Source organism: Streptomyces sp. NPDC020379 (assembly GCF_044387105.1).
Lineage (GTDB): Bacteria > Actinomycetota > Actinomycetes > Streptomycetales > Streptomycetaceae > Streptomyces.
This window is the reverse complement of record NZ_JBIRVR010000002.1, coordinates 462,860-477,613: the sequence shown is the minus strand read 5'-3', so window position 1 is coordinate 477,613 and position 14,754 is coordinate 462,860. Positions and strand designations below refer to the sequence as shown.

The following is a 14,754-nucleotide window of genomic DNA, read 5'->3' as shown; positions in this document are numbered from 1 at the left end:
ATAGGGGAAGGAGCCGACCGAGACTCGATCCGGAGGAGGTCCGATGGCGAAGCAGACGGTGGCGGAGCAGTTCGTCGACATCCTGGTGCGCGCCGGGGTACGGCGGCTCTACGGAGTCGTCGGCGACAGCCTGAACCCGGTGGTGGACGCCGTCCGGCGGAACGCCGCCATCGACTGGGTCCAGGTCCGCCACGAGGAGACCGCCGCCTTCGCGGCCGGTGCCGAGGCGCAGCTGACCGGCAGACTGGCCGCCTGCGCGGGCTCCTGCGGTCCCGGCAACCTGCACTTGATCAACGGCCTCTACGACGCCCACCGTTCCATGGCCCCGGTGCTGGCCCTCGCCTCGCACATCCCCAGCAGCGAGATCGGCACCGGCTTCTTCCAGGAGACCCACCCGGACCGGCTGTTCGGCGAGTGCAGCCACTACAGCGAGCTGATCTCCAGCCCCCGGCAGCTGCCCCGGGTGCTGCGCACGGCCGTCCAGCATGCGATCGGGCAGGGCGGTGTCAGCGTCATCTCCCTGCCGGGTGACATCGCCGGGCAGCAGGCCCCCGACGCGGGCCCCGATCACGCGCCGCTGCCCTCCCGCCCGTCCGTACGGCCCGGGGACGCGGAGATCGACGCGCTCGCCCGGATGGTCGACGAGGCCGGGAAGGTCACCCTCTTCTGCGGCAGCGGCACCGCGGGCGCGCACGACGAGGTGATGACGTTCGCCGAGCGGGTGAAGGCGCCGGTCGGGCACGCCCTGCGGGGCAAGGAGTGGATCCAGTACGACAACCCCTACGACGTCGGCATGAGCGGGCTCCTCGGCTATGGCGCCGCCTATGAGGCCACCCACGAGTGCGACCTGCTGATCCTGCTGGGCACCGACTTCCCGTACAACGCCTTCCTGCCCGACGACGTGCGGATCGTGCAGGTGGACGTGCGGCCCGAGCGGCTCGGCCGCCGTTCCCGGCTCGACCTCGCCGTATGGGGCGATGTGCGCGAGACCCTGCGCTGCCTCACCCCGAAGGTGCGGGCGAAGAGCAACCGCGCCTTCCTGGACCGGATGCTCAAGAAGCACGCCGACGCCCTGGAGGGGGTCGTCAAGGCGTATACGCGCAAGGTCGAGAAGCACACCCCGATCCACCCCGAGTACGTCGCCTCCGTCCTGGACGAGGAGGCCGCCGACGACGCGGTCTTCACCGTCGACACGGGTATGAACAACGTCTGGGCGGCCCGCTATCTCACGCCCAACGGCCGCCGCCGGGTGATTGGTTCGTTCACCCACGGCTCGATGGCGAACGCGCTGCCCCAGGCGATCGGTGCCCAGTTCCTCGACCCCGGCCGCCAGGTCGTGGCGATGTCGGGCGACGGCGGATTCTCCATGCTCATGGGCGACTTCCTCACGCTCGTGCAGTACGACCTGCCGGTGAAGGTCGTCCTCTTCAACAACTCCTCGCTCGGCATGGTCGAGCTGGAGATGATGGTGAGCGGGCTCCCCTCGTACGGGACGACGAACCGGAATCCCGATTTCGCGGCTCTCGCCCGGGCCGCCGGAGCACACGGCGTGCGGGTCGAGAAACCCAAGCAGGTGCGTGACGCGCTGCGCGACGCCTTCCGGCACAAGGGGCCCGCGCTGGTCGATATCGTCACCGACCCCAACGCCCTCTCGATCCCCCCGAAGATCAGTGCCGAGATGGTCAGCGGATTCGCGCTCTCCGCGGGAAAGATCGTGCTCGACGGCGGTGTCGGCCGGATGCTTCAGATGGCGCGCTCCAATCTCCGCAACGTACCGCGTCCCTGACCACGGAATGCCGCGCGGAAAACCTCTGTTCGCCACAGGCCGACGGCATATTCACGCGCGGTCCGAAGGGCATCGGTATTCCAGTCATATCGCTCTGTTGATGGGTCAACAGGAGTCGCCGTCGGCGGGCCGGGGCATGCATTGCCGTGAGCGAGCGTGAACGTGTTCGATGCCGGTGCGCCGGGGAGGGGTCGGGGACAGGGAAGGATGAAACGGCGGACTGCAGGCTTGGCGAGCGCGGACGGCCACGCGGGCCGGGAAAGGGCCGCGGAGCGCATGGCGGCGAGCGGAACGGGGGGCGCGCCGGCGTCCTCGGGGCCATGTTTCGAAAGACGGCTCGTACGCCGGGACCTCACGGCGGTGGGCCAGGTGCGCGCGGAGCTGCGCGCGCTGCTGGCGCACTGGGGCGCACCGGGGCGCGCGGAGACGGCCGAGCTGCTGACGAGCGAGCTGGTCACCAATGCCCTGGTGCACACCGACGGGGCGGCGGTGGTGAAGGCCGCGCTCACCGGTGGCGCGGAGGCAAGGGCCAAGGGGCGATTGCGCGTCGAGGTGCGGGACTTCGTCGCGAGGCACCCGGCCCTGCGCGTCCCCGGCGCCCGCGCCGGCGGACCGGACGACGGGACGGACGGCATCGAGCGGACCGCGACCTCGGGCCGCGGTCTGCTGCTCGTGCACTCCCTCGCCGACGGCTGGGGCGTCCGCCCGCACGGCGTGGGAAAAACGGTCTGGTTCGAGCTGGACGCCCAAGAGCCCTGAACCGCGTCGGGGCGACCCAGGGCTCATGGGGGCTCAGCCGAACTGTCGCTCGATCTGGGCGAGTTTGGCCTCCAGCGAGTCGAGCCGCGGGATGGCTTGGGTGTCGTCCTCGGCGGTGAGGTCGATCGGATCAGAGCCGCTCACCGCCTGGAGCGGGCGCGCGCGTACGGGAAGCTGTCCCTCGGCCGCTATGGAAGGCTCCGCGCCGAGTTGCGGCGGCTGCGCCGCGGCGGGCACGGCGGGCCCGGTCACCTCGACCTGGCGCCCGGTGCGGGCGCGGCCCCAGACCCGGTGCTGGCGGTTGTACGCCTTGATGCGGGCCCGCTCCAGCTTGCCCGCCTCGCGCCGCCGCACCCGGTCCCGCTCCATCTGCCGCTTGTCCTCGCGGACCTCCTCGACCGCCTCGTCCAGCGTCCGCACGCCCTCCAGGAGCATCAGCGACCAGGCGCCGAAGGTCTCGCGGGGGGCGCGCAGCCACCGGACTATGCGGATCTGGGGGAGTGGGCGGGGCACGAGTCCCTGCTCGCGGAGCGCTGCCCGGCGGGTCTGCTTGAGCGCGCGGTCGAAGAGCACCGCGGCCGAGAGGGACATGCCGGCGAAGAACTGCGGCGCGCCCGCGTGGTCCATCCCCCGTGGCGCGTGCACCCAGTTGAACCAGGCCGCCGCGCCCGCGAAGGTCCACACCAGCAGCCGGGAGCCGAGCGCCGCGTCACCGTGGCTGGCCTCGCGCACGGCGAGCACCGAGCAGAACATGGCGGCGCCGTCGAGACCGAAGGGCACCAGATACTCCCAGCCGCCCGTCAGGCCCAGATTCTGCACCCCGAAGCCGACCAGCCCGTGGAAGGAGAGCGCGGCGGCCACGGCGGCGCAGCAGAAGAGCAGTACGTACGAGGCGCTGCCGTAGATGGCTTCCTTGCGGCGCCTGCGCTCCTCGGTGCGTTCCCAGGAGTCCGTGGGAGCCCCCGTGTCGTCCGCGCCGCCGTTCCGGCCGCCGCGCGCGAGCACCGTCACCGCCACCACGGCCCCGGCGAGCGCCACCACACTGGGGAGCATCCAATTCAGCGGTATATCGGTCACTCTCATCTTGCGTCCCTTGCATAGCAGTACGGCCTTTCGCGCGCCATCCTGACGGAATCGGACCGTTCGCCAAAGGGTTTCCGGGCAACTGCCTGCCAATGGACGCCAAGGGCATACAGATAGGTGTGGGAGTATTCGAACGCCGCCTAGCGAAAAGGGAATTACGTTCGTTTCACTCCACTCGATCGAGTGGTGTGAAGGTAATCGGCTTGTGGTCATACGTGCTCCTCGTACGGCATCACCGGTGCGAGGGCGGGTGAGGCAGGTGTCACCGGGGCGCAGGGTGCGGCAGAGGCGGCGGCTCGCCCGGTCGCGGGTCCGCGGTGATTCGCCCATGGGTCCGGCCGGCGCACGGAAGGCCGCACCGCCCGCACGTGGCACGGTGGTGTCCGGAGGGACGCGTCGAGCTCGGCACCGCCCGGCGCGGGCCCCGCGGCCGTCGCCCCGCCGGGGCGGTGCGATACCACCGAATCACGATCGTTTGCAGGCAAGCCTTACCTTACCCGGATGGTTCGGGGTTTGAACTGTCAGAACGTCCGCCTATGGTTCGGATGGACACAGGAGGACCCCACATGGAGCAGGGCAGACCCCACAGCGCGGCATCGCGGCCCGGCGCCGGCGTGCCCGGACAGGCCACCGCGCACCGCGTGCCGAACGGCCACGTCCGAGGTGAGCACGTCCACGGCCAGGAGACCTACGGCGAGGACGCGTACGGCGCCCCGGCCACCGTCCCCGCGCCGCGGTCCGCTCCCGCACGCCGCATGCCGCAGCGGTACTCCGTGCGCGGGCAGATCCTCGACGCCCTGCGCAAGGCACTGCTCAGCGGCGAACTGATACCCGGCGAGGTCTACTCCGGGCCCGCGCTCGGCGAGCGCTTCGGCGTCTCCGCGACGCCCGTCCGCGAGGCGATGCAGCAGCTGGCCCTGGAGGGCGCCGTCGAGGTCGTCCCCAACCGCGGCTTCCGCGTCACCCGCCGCACCGCCCGCGACCTCGCCGAACTCGCCGAGGTGCGCGCCCTCCTGGAGGTCCCGGCAGTGCTGGGGCTCGCCCGCACCGTCCCGGCGGCGCGCTGGGCCGACCTGCGGCCCCTCGCCGAGACGGCCGCCGCCGTCGCGGCGACCGGTGACCGCGCCCACTACGCCGAGGCCGACCGCGCCTTCCACCGCGCGCTCCTCGGCCTCTCCGGCAACCGCCAACTGGTCGCCGTCGCCGAGGAGCTGCACCGCCGCGCCCAGTGGCCCGTGGCCCACGGCCCCGCCGTGCGCACCGCCTGCCTGGTCGCGGACGCGGCCGAACACCTGGCCCTGCTGGACGCCTTGGCCGCGGGCGACCCGGCCCGGGTCGAGGCGCTGCTGACCGGACACCTCGGGGGAGCGCGCTGACATACGCGCGCCCTCGTGTCTCCCGGCCGCGCCCGTCAGTCCGGTGCCGCCGTCGGGGACAGCCGGTCCGCCAGCCACGCCGGGACGCCGCCCAGCAGCCGTACGAGCCGGCCCGCCTCCGCGCGCAGGCGCGTTGCCTCGTCCGCGTCGGGCAGCACCGCGGCCAGCGACGCCAGCGCCGGGGCGATGCCGATCAGATAGCCCAGCTCTTCCCTTATGCGAAGCGACTCCGCGAAGCCGTACCGGGCCTCGGCGAGCTTGCCGTCGTGCTCGGCCATGGCCGCCACATGCCGCCAGGTGAAGGACAGCAGCAGCCGCTGGCCGTGCGCGGCCGCCCCCGCGTGGGCGCGCTGGAAGGCGGCGGTGGCGTCGGAGGGGTTCTCGGAGAGGTGCTGGGCGATGAGCCCGCGCCGGAAGTTCAGCAACGGCCGCGTCGGCGAGGCGGGAGCCAGCAGCGCGGCCGCCCGGCCCAGCGCGGACCGCGCCTCGTCGGCCCGGTCCCGTACGCCCAAAAGGGTGGCCGCGTAAGCGAGATGGCCCCGCTCGCAGGCCGCCGCGCCCCGTTCCTCGTCGTCCGTGGCGAGCGCCTCGGCCGACCGGAGCGCGTCCTCCGCGGCCCCCCAGCCCCGGGCGGTGTAGACGCACTGCTCGGTCAGCACCTCCGTCCGCCGCAGCGCGGCGCCCGGCTCCTCGGCGGCGTGCGGGGCGAGCAGCGCGGCGGCGTCGTCCCAGCAGGCGCGCGACCGTAGTCGCCATACGGCTCGTTCGAGGGGATCGTCCCCTTGCGGGTCCGGCCCGTGTGACCCTGGTGGCTCCTCCGACAACCCAGAATTCCGCATGGCGGTATCCGCCACAGTGCCCTCCCCAAGCGCGCCGTCGAGCTGGAAGCCGTGACCCGAATCTCAGCACGAAGACCCGGACGCGGCCAAGGGTCAGGTGTGAAGCAATTCACAAAGGGCGGGCGACTTCCAGCAGTAGCGGAAGATTACCGGAGAGTGAACGGACCTATGAGCGGCGGGGTGCTCATGTGGTGTGCGCGGAAAGGGTGTCTGAAGTCGCCCTCCCGTTCGCCTCGGTCCGCCTCGGCGGCCCCCGGCAGCACGCCCGGCACGCGGAAAATGCCTCGCTCTAAGTGGGATACGGCTGGCAGGATGGCCGGCGCCCGCGCCACCGCGGACCGCGAAGAACACAACAGACCTCGGGAGACACGGACATGCGCGGAAGCCTCGGAAACCCCCAGCGCCCCGACCGGACGACCGTTCCCGAGGACTTCTTCGCGTATGCACACCACCAGCAGCACCTCCCGCACCCGGGCCACCGCGAGTGACACCGGCCGCACCCTCAACATCGGCATCGTGGCCCACGTCGACGCCGGCAAGACCAGCCTCACCGAGCGCCTCCTCTTCGACACCGGTGCCATCGACCGGCTCGGCAGCGTCGACGACGGCAGCACCCTGACCGACAGCGGCGAGCTGGAGCGCCGCCGCGGCATCACCATCCGTACCGCCGTCGCCCCCTTCCGCGTCGGCGACCGCCACGTCAACCTCATCGACACCCCGGGCCACAGCGATTTCATCGCCGAGGTGGAACGTGCCCTCGGCGTGCTCGACGGCGCCGTGCTCGTGCTGTCCGCCGTCGAGGGCGTGCAGGCGCAGACGCGCGTGCTGATGAAGACCCTGCGGCGGCTGCGGCTGCCCACGCTGATCTTCGTCAACAAGACCGACCGGCCCGGGGCGCGTGACGCCGGGACGCTGGCCGACATCCGCCGCCGGCTCGCGCCCGCCGTCGTGCCGATGGGCACCGTCGACGGCATCGGCACGCCCGGCGCCCGTACGGTCCCGGCCTCCCTCGCCGACCCGGCCTTCCGGGACGCGGTGGGTGAGGCCCTGGCCGAGGCCGACGACGAACTGCTCGCCCGGCTCGTCGACGGCACGCCACCCGGCGCGGACGAACTGCGGGCCCTGCTCGCCGACCGCACCGCGCGCGGCCTGGTCCACCCCGTGTACTTCGGCTCCGCGCTCTCCGGCGACGGCGTCACGGCACTCCTCGACGGCATCGTCACCTGGCTGCCGGTACGCTCGGCCGAAGGCGACGGACCGGCCGGGACGGTCTTCGCCGTGGAGCGGGGCGCGTCAGGCGAGAAGACGGCGTATCTGCGCCTGTTCTCCGGAGAGTTGACGGAACGTCAGCACGTTACGCTGCACCGCCGCGAGGGGGACGGCGCGCGGTCCGGGCACTCCGGCCGGATCACCGGCCTCGACGTGATCGGCGCGGCGCCCGGCGACCGGCACCGCCTCACCGCGGGCGGCATCGCCAGGGTCCGCGGCCTGCCGCGCGTCCGGGTGGGCGACCGGCTGGGGAGCGGCGAGGAGGGCCCCACCGCGCCGCACTTCGCGGGCCCGAGCCTGGAGACGGTCGTCCGGCCCGTACGCGCCGCCGACGCGGCCCGGCTGCACGCCGCGCTCACCGCCCTCGCCGACCAGGACCCCCTCATCGGGACCCGGGCCCTGCCCGCCGGGGGCGGCACCTCCGTGCTCCTCTACGGCGAGGTGCAGAAGGAGATCATCGCGGCGACGCTCAGCGAGGAGTTCGGCGTCGACGCGCTCTTCGAACCCAGCAGCACGGTCCATCGTGAGCGGCCGGCCGGCACCGGCGAGGCGTGCGAGCGGATCGAGCGCCACGGCGGCCACGACTTCTGGGCCACGGTCGGCCTGCGCGTCGAGCCGGGTCCGCCGGGGTCGGGCAACGTCTTCCGCCGCGACACCGAACTCGGCGCCCTGCCGCTCGCCTTCGACCGGGCCATCGAGGAGACCGCCCACCGCACGCTTACCCAGGGCCTGTGCGGCTGGCCCGTCACCGACTGCGTCGTCACCCTGACCCGCTCCGGTTTCGTGGGCCCGGTGAGCACGGCGGCGGACTTCCGCCAGGTGACTCCCCTGGTGCTGATGGCCGCGCTGGCGGCCGCGGGAACGGAGGTGTACGAGCCGTGCCACGCCTTCGAACTGGAGGTTCCCGCAGGTGCGTTGAACGGTGTGAGCGGTGCGCTCGCTTCGGTGGGGGCGCGGATTTCCGATACGGCGGTCGGGGGTGCGGTCTGCGTTCTCAAGGGGGTGGTTGCCGCGGGGCGGGTGGCGTCGCTGGAGCGGCGTCTGCCGGCGCTTTCCGGTGGGGAGGGGGTGTGGTTTTCGATGCCGGCGGAGGATCGCCGTTGCGTGGGCTCGCCGCCCACGCGGGCCCGTACGGATGGGAATCCGCTGAATCGGGCGGAATATCTGCGGCATTTGACGGTGCTGTGATTCGCCGCGCCTGCGGCGGGCTTTTCCCCACCCCGCCCCTTCCCGGCTGCGTCCGATGTGCGGCTCCGCCGCGTGGGGGCGAGCCCCCAGACCCCCACAACGTGGCGCGCCCTGGAACTGGGGCTGCGCCCCAGACCCCGACCTGCGGGCCGGTTCGCCGCCTGCGGCGGGAGCGGCCTGCGGCCGCGTCCTCAATCGCCGGACGGGCTGAATGCGAACCCTGATGCGGACACGTCCCGCACTTGCTCTCCGGTGGGAGGGGGTGGGGCTGGAGGGTGGGGTTCTGGAACGCGGTGCGAATTCGGGGCACTCAATCCGCGTGACCCGCACCGCACCGCGTTCCAGGTCCCCAGCCCGGAAGACCCGCCCCCGGCACCCACCACAAACCAAGCCCGGCCGGCGATTGAGGCCGCGCCCGCAGGGCGCTCCCGCCGCAGGCGGCAACGGACCCGCACCAGACAACGGCGAACCCGCAGGGCGCTCCCGCCGCACCAGGCAACGGAACCCGCACCAGACAACGGCGAACCCGCAGGGCGCTCCCGCCGCACCAGGCAACGGAACCCGCACCAGGCAACGGTGAACCCCACCAGACCAAACCCAGCCCGGCCGGCGCTTGAGGCCACCCGAACCCCGACCACAAACCACCCGCAGAGGACAACAGCGTCAGCTCATCCGCAGAGCCAGGAAAAAGTCCAACTTGTCCTCCAGACGCGAAAGATCACGCCCCGTGAGCTGCTCGATCCGCCCCACCCGGTACCGCAAGGTGTTCACATGCAGATGCAACCGCGTCGCACACCGGGTCCAGGAGCCGTCGCAGTCGAGGAACGCCTCCAGGGTCGGGATCAGCTCGGCGCGGTGGCGGTGGTCGTAGTCGCGCAGGGGGTCCAGGAGGCGCGCGGTGAAGGCGCGGCGGACGTCGTCGGGTACGAAGGGGAGCAGCAGCACGTGCGAGGCGAGCTCCTGGTGACCCGCGGCGCAGACGCGGCCCGGGCGGGCGGCGGCGACGCGGCGGGCGTGCCGGGCCTCCTCCAGGGCGCCGCGCAGGCCCTCCGCCGAGTGCACGGGGGCGCTGACGCCGAGCGTGAGCCGGCCGTCGCCGTCGAGCCCGCGGGAGAGGGGCTCGTGGACGGCCGCGAGGAGGGCGTCGGCGTGCAGTCCGGGTGCCGCCGCCGGGGCGCCGTCCTCGGTGCCGGCGAGGTCGGGGCGGGCGGGCAGCGCCGGGAGCGGCACGAGCGCCACGGCCTCGTCGCCGAGGTGGGCGACGGCGATCCGGTCGGACGGCTCGGTGCCGGAGGCGTCCGGGTCGGCCAGGATCTCCTCCAGCAGGGCCTGGGCGACCGGGCCGCCGGGGATCTCGCCGCCGTCCCACTCGACCCGGGCGACGACGACCTGCCAGTGCGGGGCGGTGCCGAGGCCGGGCAGCAGGACGGGCGCCGCGACCCGCAGCCGGGCGGCGATCTCGGCCGGGGCCGCGCCCGTCTGGACCAGTTCGAGGACCTCCTGGGCGAGCCGGCGCCGCACCGTGCGGGCGGCGTCCCGCCGGTCGCGCTCGACCGCGATCAGCTGGGTGACGCCGTCGAGCAGGTCGAGGCGCTCCGCGGGCCAGTCGCCCGCGTCCGCGTCGACGGCCAGCAGCCAGTCCGACAGGACGGTCTCCCGGACGTCGCGGGCGGCGCCGCGCCCGGCCCCGCTGATGGGGAAGAGGGAGTAGGTGCTGCCCGCGGCGTTCACCCGGTGCGGGCCGCGGCGTCCGGTGCGCGCGGCGGCGAGGTGCTCGCCCGCGAGCGTGGCGCAGACGGCGGCCGGCAGCTCGGGCCCGGAGCCCGCCAGCGAGGACCCGGCGATGGGGCGGCCGGTGGGGGAGAGCACCCAGGCCCGCAGGTCCAGGTCGGAGCCGAGCAGGTCGAGCACGACCTCGGGGCCGCCGCCCGCCGGGCCTGAGGTCATCAGCCGCCGGTGCCGGTCCACGACCGCCGCCAGGTCCCCGGCCCGCTCGCTGGAGACCTGCCGCACCACGTGCTCGGTGATGGACGCGAACGACACGTCCTCGACCACCGAGAACAGCGGCAGCCGGTGCCGCGCGCACGCCTGCACGAGGTCGTCGGGGATCGAGCGCATCTCGGCCTCGCCCGCCGCGAGCCCGGCCACCCCGGCCGCGGAGAGGATCCGTACGAAGCGCTCGGAGTCCTCCGGCTCCCGCCGCCACGCGAGGCCCGTGAGCACCAGCTCCCCGCCGGAGAGATACCGGCTCGGGTCGCGCAGGTCGGTGGTCATCACGCCGCGCACGGAGCGGTCCAGCTCGTCCTCGCCGCCGAGCAGCCGAAGGCCCAGTGCTTCGGTCTCCAGGAGTGCGCGCAGCCGCATCGTGGTCGCCGCCGATCTGTCTTGTAACCAGTGGAATGCAGTGGGGTTTCTGAACCCCGTCTTTCGTTCGAATCTACAAGACGGGGCGCGCAGCCAGCGAACCGCTTCATGGTTTCGGTGACTGCACCCGGGTGCCCGCCCGGCCTTGTACTGGCTCCACGCCGCGTGAACAGGACATGAACCGCCCGGCCGGACCACCCCTCGCACCACCCCGCGGGACCCGATCGAGAAGAGAAGATCCATGGACTTCCTGCGCCCCGGCAGCTGGGAGGAGGCGCTCGCCGCGAAGGCCGAGCACCCCACGGCTGTGCCCATCGCGGGCGGCACGGATGTGATGGTCGAGATCAATTTCGACCACCGCCGGCCGGAGTATCTGCTCGACCTGAATCGCATCGGCGATTTGTACGAATGGGAGATCGGTGACCGCGACGTCCGCCTCGGCGCGTCCGTGCCGTACACCCGGATCATGGAGGGGCTCCGCGATCCGCTCCCCGGTCTCGCGCTCGCCGCGCACACCGTGGGGTCCCCGCAGATCCGCAACCGCGGCAGCGTGGGCGGCAACCTCGGCGCGGCCTCCCCGGCCGGGGACGCCCACCCCGCGCTGCTCGCGGCGGGCGCCGACGTGGAGGCGGAGTCGGTGCGCGGCACCCGGCTGATCCCGGTGGAGGAGTTCTACACCGGCGTGAAGCGCAACGCCCTGGCGCCGGACGAGCTCATCCGGGCCGTACGGATCAGGAAGGCGGACGGGCCGCAGCAGTTCTCCAAGGTCGGCACCCGCAACGCCATGGTCATCGCGGTCTGCGCCTTCGGTATCGCCCTGCACCCGGCCGCCCGTGCCGTGCGGACCGGCATCGGCTCGGCCGCGCCCACGCCGGTGCGGGCCCGCGCGGCGGAGGACTTCCTGGCCGCCGCGCTGGAGGAGGGCGGCTTCTGGGAGTCGGGCGCGGCCCTCCCGCCGTCGCTGGCCCGGCAGTTCGCCGAGCTCGCCGCCGGCGCGTGCAACCCGATCGACGACGTGCGCGGCAGCGCCCGGTACCGGCGGCACGCGGTGGGCGTCATGGCCCGCCGCACGCTTCGCTGGACCTGGGACGCGTACCGCGGCAGCGAGAGGAACACCCGATGCGCGTGAGTTTCGAGGTCAACGGGCGGCCGCAGCGGGCCGACGACGTCTGGGAGGGCGAGAGCCTGCTCTACGTCCTGCGCGAGCGGCTGGGCCTGCCCGGCTCGAAGAACGCCTGTGAGCAGGGCGAATGCGGGTCCTGCACGGTCCGCCTCGACGGGGTGCCGGTGTGCGCCTGCCTGGTGGCCGCGGGGCAGGTCCAGGGCCGCGCGGTCGACACCGTGGAAGGGCTCGCCGACTACGCGAAGCGGCGGGCCGGCGGCGCGGGCGGCACCGGCCCCGACGTGGCCGCGCAGTGGCGGCCCGGCCAGGCGGCCACCGAACTCTCCCCGGTCCAGCAGGCGTTCATCGACGCGGGAGCCGTCCAGTGCGGCTTCTGCACCCCCGGCCTGCTCGTCGCCGCCGACGAGCTGCTGGAGCGCAACACCGACCCCACCGACGCCGACATCCGCGAGGCGCTCTCGGGCAACCTCTGCCGCTGCACCGGCTACGAGAAGATCCTCGACGCGGTGCGCCTCGCGGCCGCCCGCGCGGGAGAGGCGGGCTGAGAGATGGCCACCGCACGCGTCCCCACCGAGCTCACCCAGGGCAGCCGCACCCGTGGCGGCGTCGGCGAGTCCACCCAGCGCCCCGACGGCACCCTGAAGGTCACCGGCGACTTCGCCTACGCCTCCGACCTCTGGCACGAGGACATGCTCTGGGGTTTCACGCTCCGCAGCCCGCACACCCACGCCCGGATCCTGTCCGTCGACCTCTCCGAGGCGTACGCCACGCCGGGCGTGCACGCCGTCCTCACCCACGCCGACCTCCCCGCCGAGACCCGCTACGGCCTGGAGATCAAGGACACCCCCGTCCTCGCCGACGGCGTGGTCCGCTACCACGGCGAGCCCGTCGCGCTCGTCGCCGCCGACCACCCCGAGACCGCCCGCCGCGCCGCCGCGAAGATCAAGGTGGAGTACGGGCAACTGCCCACCGTCACCGACGAGGAGTCGGCCACCGCCCCCGGCGCCCCCCTGCTGCACCCCGGCCGTGACGACCACCACGCCGGGCACGTTCCCCACCCCAACATCGTCCACCGCCAGCCCGTGCTCCGCGGCGACGTCGCCGCCGCCCGCGCCCGCGCCGAGGTGGTCGTCACCGGCGACTACGAAGTGGGCATGCAGGACCAGGCGTTCCTCGGCCCCGAGTCCGGGCTCGCCGTGCCCGCCGAGGACGGCGGAGTCGACCTCTACATCGCCACCCAGTGGCTGCACGCCGACCTCCGCCAGATCGCCCCCGTGCTCGGCCTGCCCGAGGACAAGGTCCGCATGACGCTCTCCGGCGTCGGCGGGGCCTTCGGCGGCCGCGAGGACCTCTCCATGCAGGCCCACGCCTGCCTGCTGGCGCTGCGCACCGGACGGCCCGTCAAGATGGTCTACAACCGCTTCGAGTCGTTCTTCGGCCACGTCCACCGCCACCCCGCCAAGCTGCACTACGAGCACGGCGCGACGCGGGACGGCACGCTGCTGTACGTGAGCTGCCGCATCGTCCTCGACGGCGGCGCTTACGCCTCGTCCTCCCCGGCCGTCGTCGGCAACGCCGCCTCGCTCGCCGTCGGCCCGTACGTCGTCGACAACGTGGAGAGCGAGGCTCTCGCCCTCTACACCAACAACCCGCCCTGCGGGGCGATGCGCGGCTTCGGCGCGGTGCAGGCGTGCTTCGCCTACGAGTCGCAGATGGACAAGCTGGCCGCCGCGCTGGGCATGGACCCGGTGGAGCTGCGGCAGCGCAACGCCATGGCGCAGGGCGCCGTCATGCCCACCGGGCAGATCGTGGACTCTCCCGCACCGGTGGCCGAACTCCTGCGCCGGGTCAAGGCGTTGCCCCTGCCGCCCGAGCGGGAGTGGGAGAGCGCGGGCGGCCCGCCCGATGTGCGGGCCCTGCCCGGCGGCCTGTCGAACACCACTCACGGCGAGGGCGTCGTGCGGGGCGTCGGCTACGCGGTCGGCATAAAGAACGTCGGATTCTCCGAGGGCTTCGACGACTACTCCACCGCGCGGGTGCGGCTGGAGACCGTGGGCGGGCAGCCCGTGGCCACGGTGCACACGGCCATGGCGGAGGTCGGCCAGGGCGGCGTCACCGTGCACGCCCAGATCGCCCGCACCGAGCTCGGCGTCAGCCAGGTCACCATCCGGCCCGCCGATACCCGCGTCGGCTCGGCGGGCTCCACCTCCGCCTCCCGCCAGACCTATGTCACCGGCGGCGCCGTCCGGCACGCGTGCGAGGCCGTACGGGAGAAGGTGCTGGAGCTCGGCCGCGCCAGGTTCGCGGCGTACCACCCGGCCTGGAGCCACGCCGAACTCCTCCTGGAGGGCGGCAAGGTCGTCACCGACGGGGGCGAGGTGCTCGCCGGCCTCGCCGACGTGCTGGAGGGCGAGGTGGTCGACGTCGAGCTGGAGTGGCGGCACAGGCCCACCGTGCCCTTCGACCTGAGGACCGGTCAGGGCGACGGCCATGTGCAGTATTCGTTCGCCGCCCACCGCGCCGTCGTGGAGGTCGACACCGAGCTCGGGCTGGTCAAGGTGATCGAGCTCGCCTGCGCCCAGGACGTCGGCAAGGCCCTCAACCCGCTCTCGGTGGTGGGCCAGATCCAGGGCGGCACCACGCAGGGCCTCGGGCTGGCCGTGATGGAGGAGATCGTCGTCGCGGCGGACGGCAGGGTGCGCAACCCCTCCTTCACCGACTACCTCATCCCCACCATCCTGGACACCCCCGCCATACCGGTCGACGTACTCGAACTCGCCGACGACCACGCCCCGTACGGGCTGCGCGGCGTCGGCGAGGCCCCCACCCTCTCCTCCACGCCGGCCGTCGTCGCCGCGATCCGCGCCGCCACGGGGCTCCCGCTCACGCGGGTGCCCGTCCGGCCGGAACACCTCACCGGCACCTGAACTACCGTCACCTGACGGAACATCAAGACCCCACCTCCCG

At 73.3% G+C, this 14,754-nt stretch carries 10 protein-coding genes; 7 read left to right on the top strand and 3 right to left on the bottom strand.

Translation table 11 applies throughout. The features are described 5' to 3' along the window. Positions 1 to 43 precede the first annotated feature (43 nt). Positions 44 to 1,786 (top strand): pyruvate dehydrogenase, encoded by a 1,743-nt coding sequence (locus ACH427_RS04740; protein ID WP_398867923.1) that lies wholly within the window; start codon positions 44 to 46, stop codon positions 1,784 to 1,786. A 276-nt stretch (positions 1,787 to 2,062) separates the two neighbouring features. Continuing rightward, positions 2,063 to 2,545 (top strand): ATP-binding protein, encoded by a 483-nt coding sequence (locus ACH427_RS04735; protein ID WP_398867964.1) that lies wholly within the window; start codon positions 2,063 to 2,065, stop codon positions 2,543 to 2,545. Positions 2,546 to 2,578: 33 nt separating this feature from the next. Here ACH427_RS04735 and ACH427_RS04730 read toward each other — a convergent pair whose 3' ends face one another. After that, positions 2,579 to 3,628 carry a DUF2637 domain-containing protein gene (locus tag ACH427_RS04730; protein ID WP_366006868.1) on the bottom strand — a complete coding sequence of 350 codons (1,050 nt, stop codon included), beginning with the start codon at positions 3,626 to 3,628 and terminating at the stop codon, positions 2,579 to 2,581. A 566-nt stretch (positions 3,629 to 4,194) separates the two neighbouring features. Here ACH427_RS04730 and ACH427_RS04725 point away from each other — a divergent pair. Next, positions 4,195 to 5,004: a GntR family transcriptional regulator gene (locus ACH427_RS04725; RefSeq protein ID WP_398867922.1), complete on the top strand. Its 810-nt coding sequence runs from the start codon at positions 4,195 to 4,197 to the stop codon at positions 5,002 to 5,004. A gap of 35 nt (positions 5,005 to 5,039) precedes the next feature. On the opposite strand, the gene ACH427_RS04720 is transcribed toward ACH427_RS04725, so the two are convergent. Continuing rightward, positions 5,040 to 5,843 (bottom strand): hypothetical protein, encoded by an 804-nt coding sequence (locus ACH427_RS04720; protein ID WP_398867921.1) that lies wholly within the window; start codon positions 5,841 to 5,843, stop codon positions 5,040 to 5,042. A 441-nt stretch (positions 5,844 to 6,284) separates the two neighbouring features. Here ACH427_RS04720 and ACH427_RS04715 point away from each other — a divergent pair, with 441 nt between their 5' ends. Further along, positions 6,285 to 8,300, top strand: coding sequence for a GTP-binding protein (locus ACH427_RS04715; RefSeq protein WP_398867920.1), 2,016 nt, complete (start codon positions 6,285 to 6,287; stop codon positions 8,298 to 8,300). 663 nt (positions 8,301 to 8,963) lie between these two features. Here the strand turns inward: ACH427_RS04715 and ACH427_RS04710 are convergent. Next, on the bottom strand, positions 8,964 to 10,664 hold the full coding sequence (locus tag ACH427_RS04710; protein WP_398867919.1) for a PucR family transcriptional regulator: 1,701 nt from the start codon (positions 10,662 to 10,664) through the stop codon (positions 8,964 to 8,966). Positions 10,665 to 10,905: 241 nt separating this feature from the next. Between ACH427_RS04710 and ACH427_RS04705 the strand changes: the two genes are divergently transcribed. Genes ACH427_RS04705 through pucD form a run of 3 tightly spaced genes read left to right on the top strand, consistent with a single transcriptional unit; the run spans position 10,906 to position 14,714 of the window. Then, on the top strand, positions 10,906 to 11,793 hold the full coding sequence (locus tag ACH427_RS04705; RefSeq protein ID WP_398867918.1) for an FAD binding domain-containing protein: 888 nt from the start codon (positions 10,906 to 10,908) through the stop codon (positions 11,791 to 11,793). Further along, on the top strand, positions 11,784 to 12,332 hold the full coding sequence (locus ACH427_RS04700) for a (2Fe-2S)-binding protein (protein WP_398867917.1): 549 nt from the start codon (positions 11,784 to 11,786) through the stop codon (positions 12,330 to 12,332). Before ACH427_RS04705 ends, ACH427_RS04700 begins: the two co-directional genes overlap by 10 nt. 3 nt (positions 12,333 to 12,335) lie before the next feature. Beyond that, positions 12,336 to 14,714 carry a xanthine dehydrogenase subunit D gene (pucD, locus tag ACH427_RS04695; RefSeq protein ID WP_398867916.1) on the top strand — a complete coding sequence of 793 codons (2,379 nt, stop codon included), beginning with the start codon at positions 12,336 to 12,338 and terminating at the stop codon, positions 14,712 to 14,714. The last annotated feature ends 40 nt before the right edge of the window (positions 14,715 to 14,754 follow it).

Coding starts and splice junctions, on each gene's coding strand:
- ACH427_RS04740 (WP_398867923.1), top strand. CDS start 44: ATGGCGAAGCAGACGGTGGCGGAGCAGTTCGTCGACATCCTGGTGCGC.
- ACH427_RS04735 (WP_398867964.1), top strand. CDS start 2,063: ATGGCGGCGAGCGGAACGGGGGGCGCGCCGGCGTCCTCGGGGCCATGT.
- ACH427_RS04730 (WP_366006868.1), bottom strand. CDS start 3,628: ATGAGAGTGACCGATATACCGCTGAATTGGATGCTCCCCAGTGTGGTG.
- ACH427_RS04725 (WP_398867922.1), top strand. CDS start 4,195: ATGGAGCAGGGCAGACCCCACAGCGCGGCATCGCGGCCCGGCGCCGGC.
- ACH427_RS04720 (WP_398867921.1), bottom strand. CDS start 5,843: ATGCGGAATTCTGGGTTGTCGGAGGAGCCACCAGGGTCACACGGGCCG.
- ACH427_RS04715 (WP_398867920.1), top strand. CDS start 6,285: ATGCACACCACCAGCAGCACCTCCCGCACCCGGGCCACCGCGAGTGAC.
- ACH427_RS04710 (WP_398867919.1), bottom strand. CDS start 10,664: ATGCGGCTGCGCGCACTCCTGGAGACCGAAGCACTGGGCCTTCGGCTG.
- ACH427_RS04705 (WP_398867918.1), top strand. CDS start 10,906: ATGGACTTCCTGCGCCCCGGCAGCTGGGAGGAGGCGCTCGCCGCGAAG.
- ACH427_RS04700 (WP_398867917.1), top strand. CDS start 11,784: ATGCGCGTGAGTTTCGAGGTCAACGGGCGGCCGCAGCGGGCCGACGAC.
- pucD (WP_398867916.1), top strand. CDS start 12,336: ATGGCCACCGCACGCGTCCCCACCGAGCTCACCCAGGGCAGCCGCACC.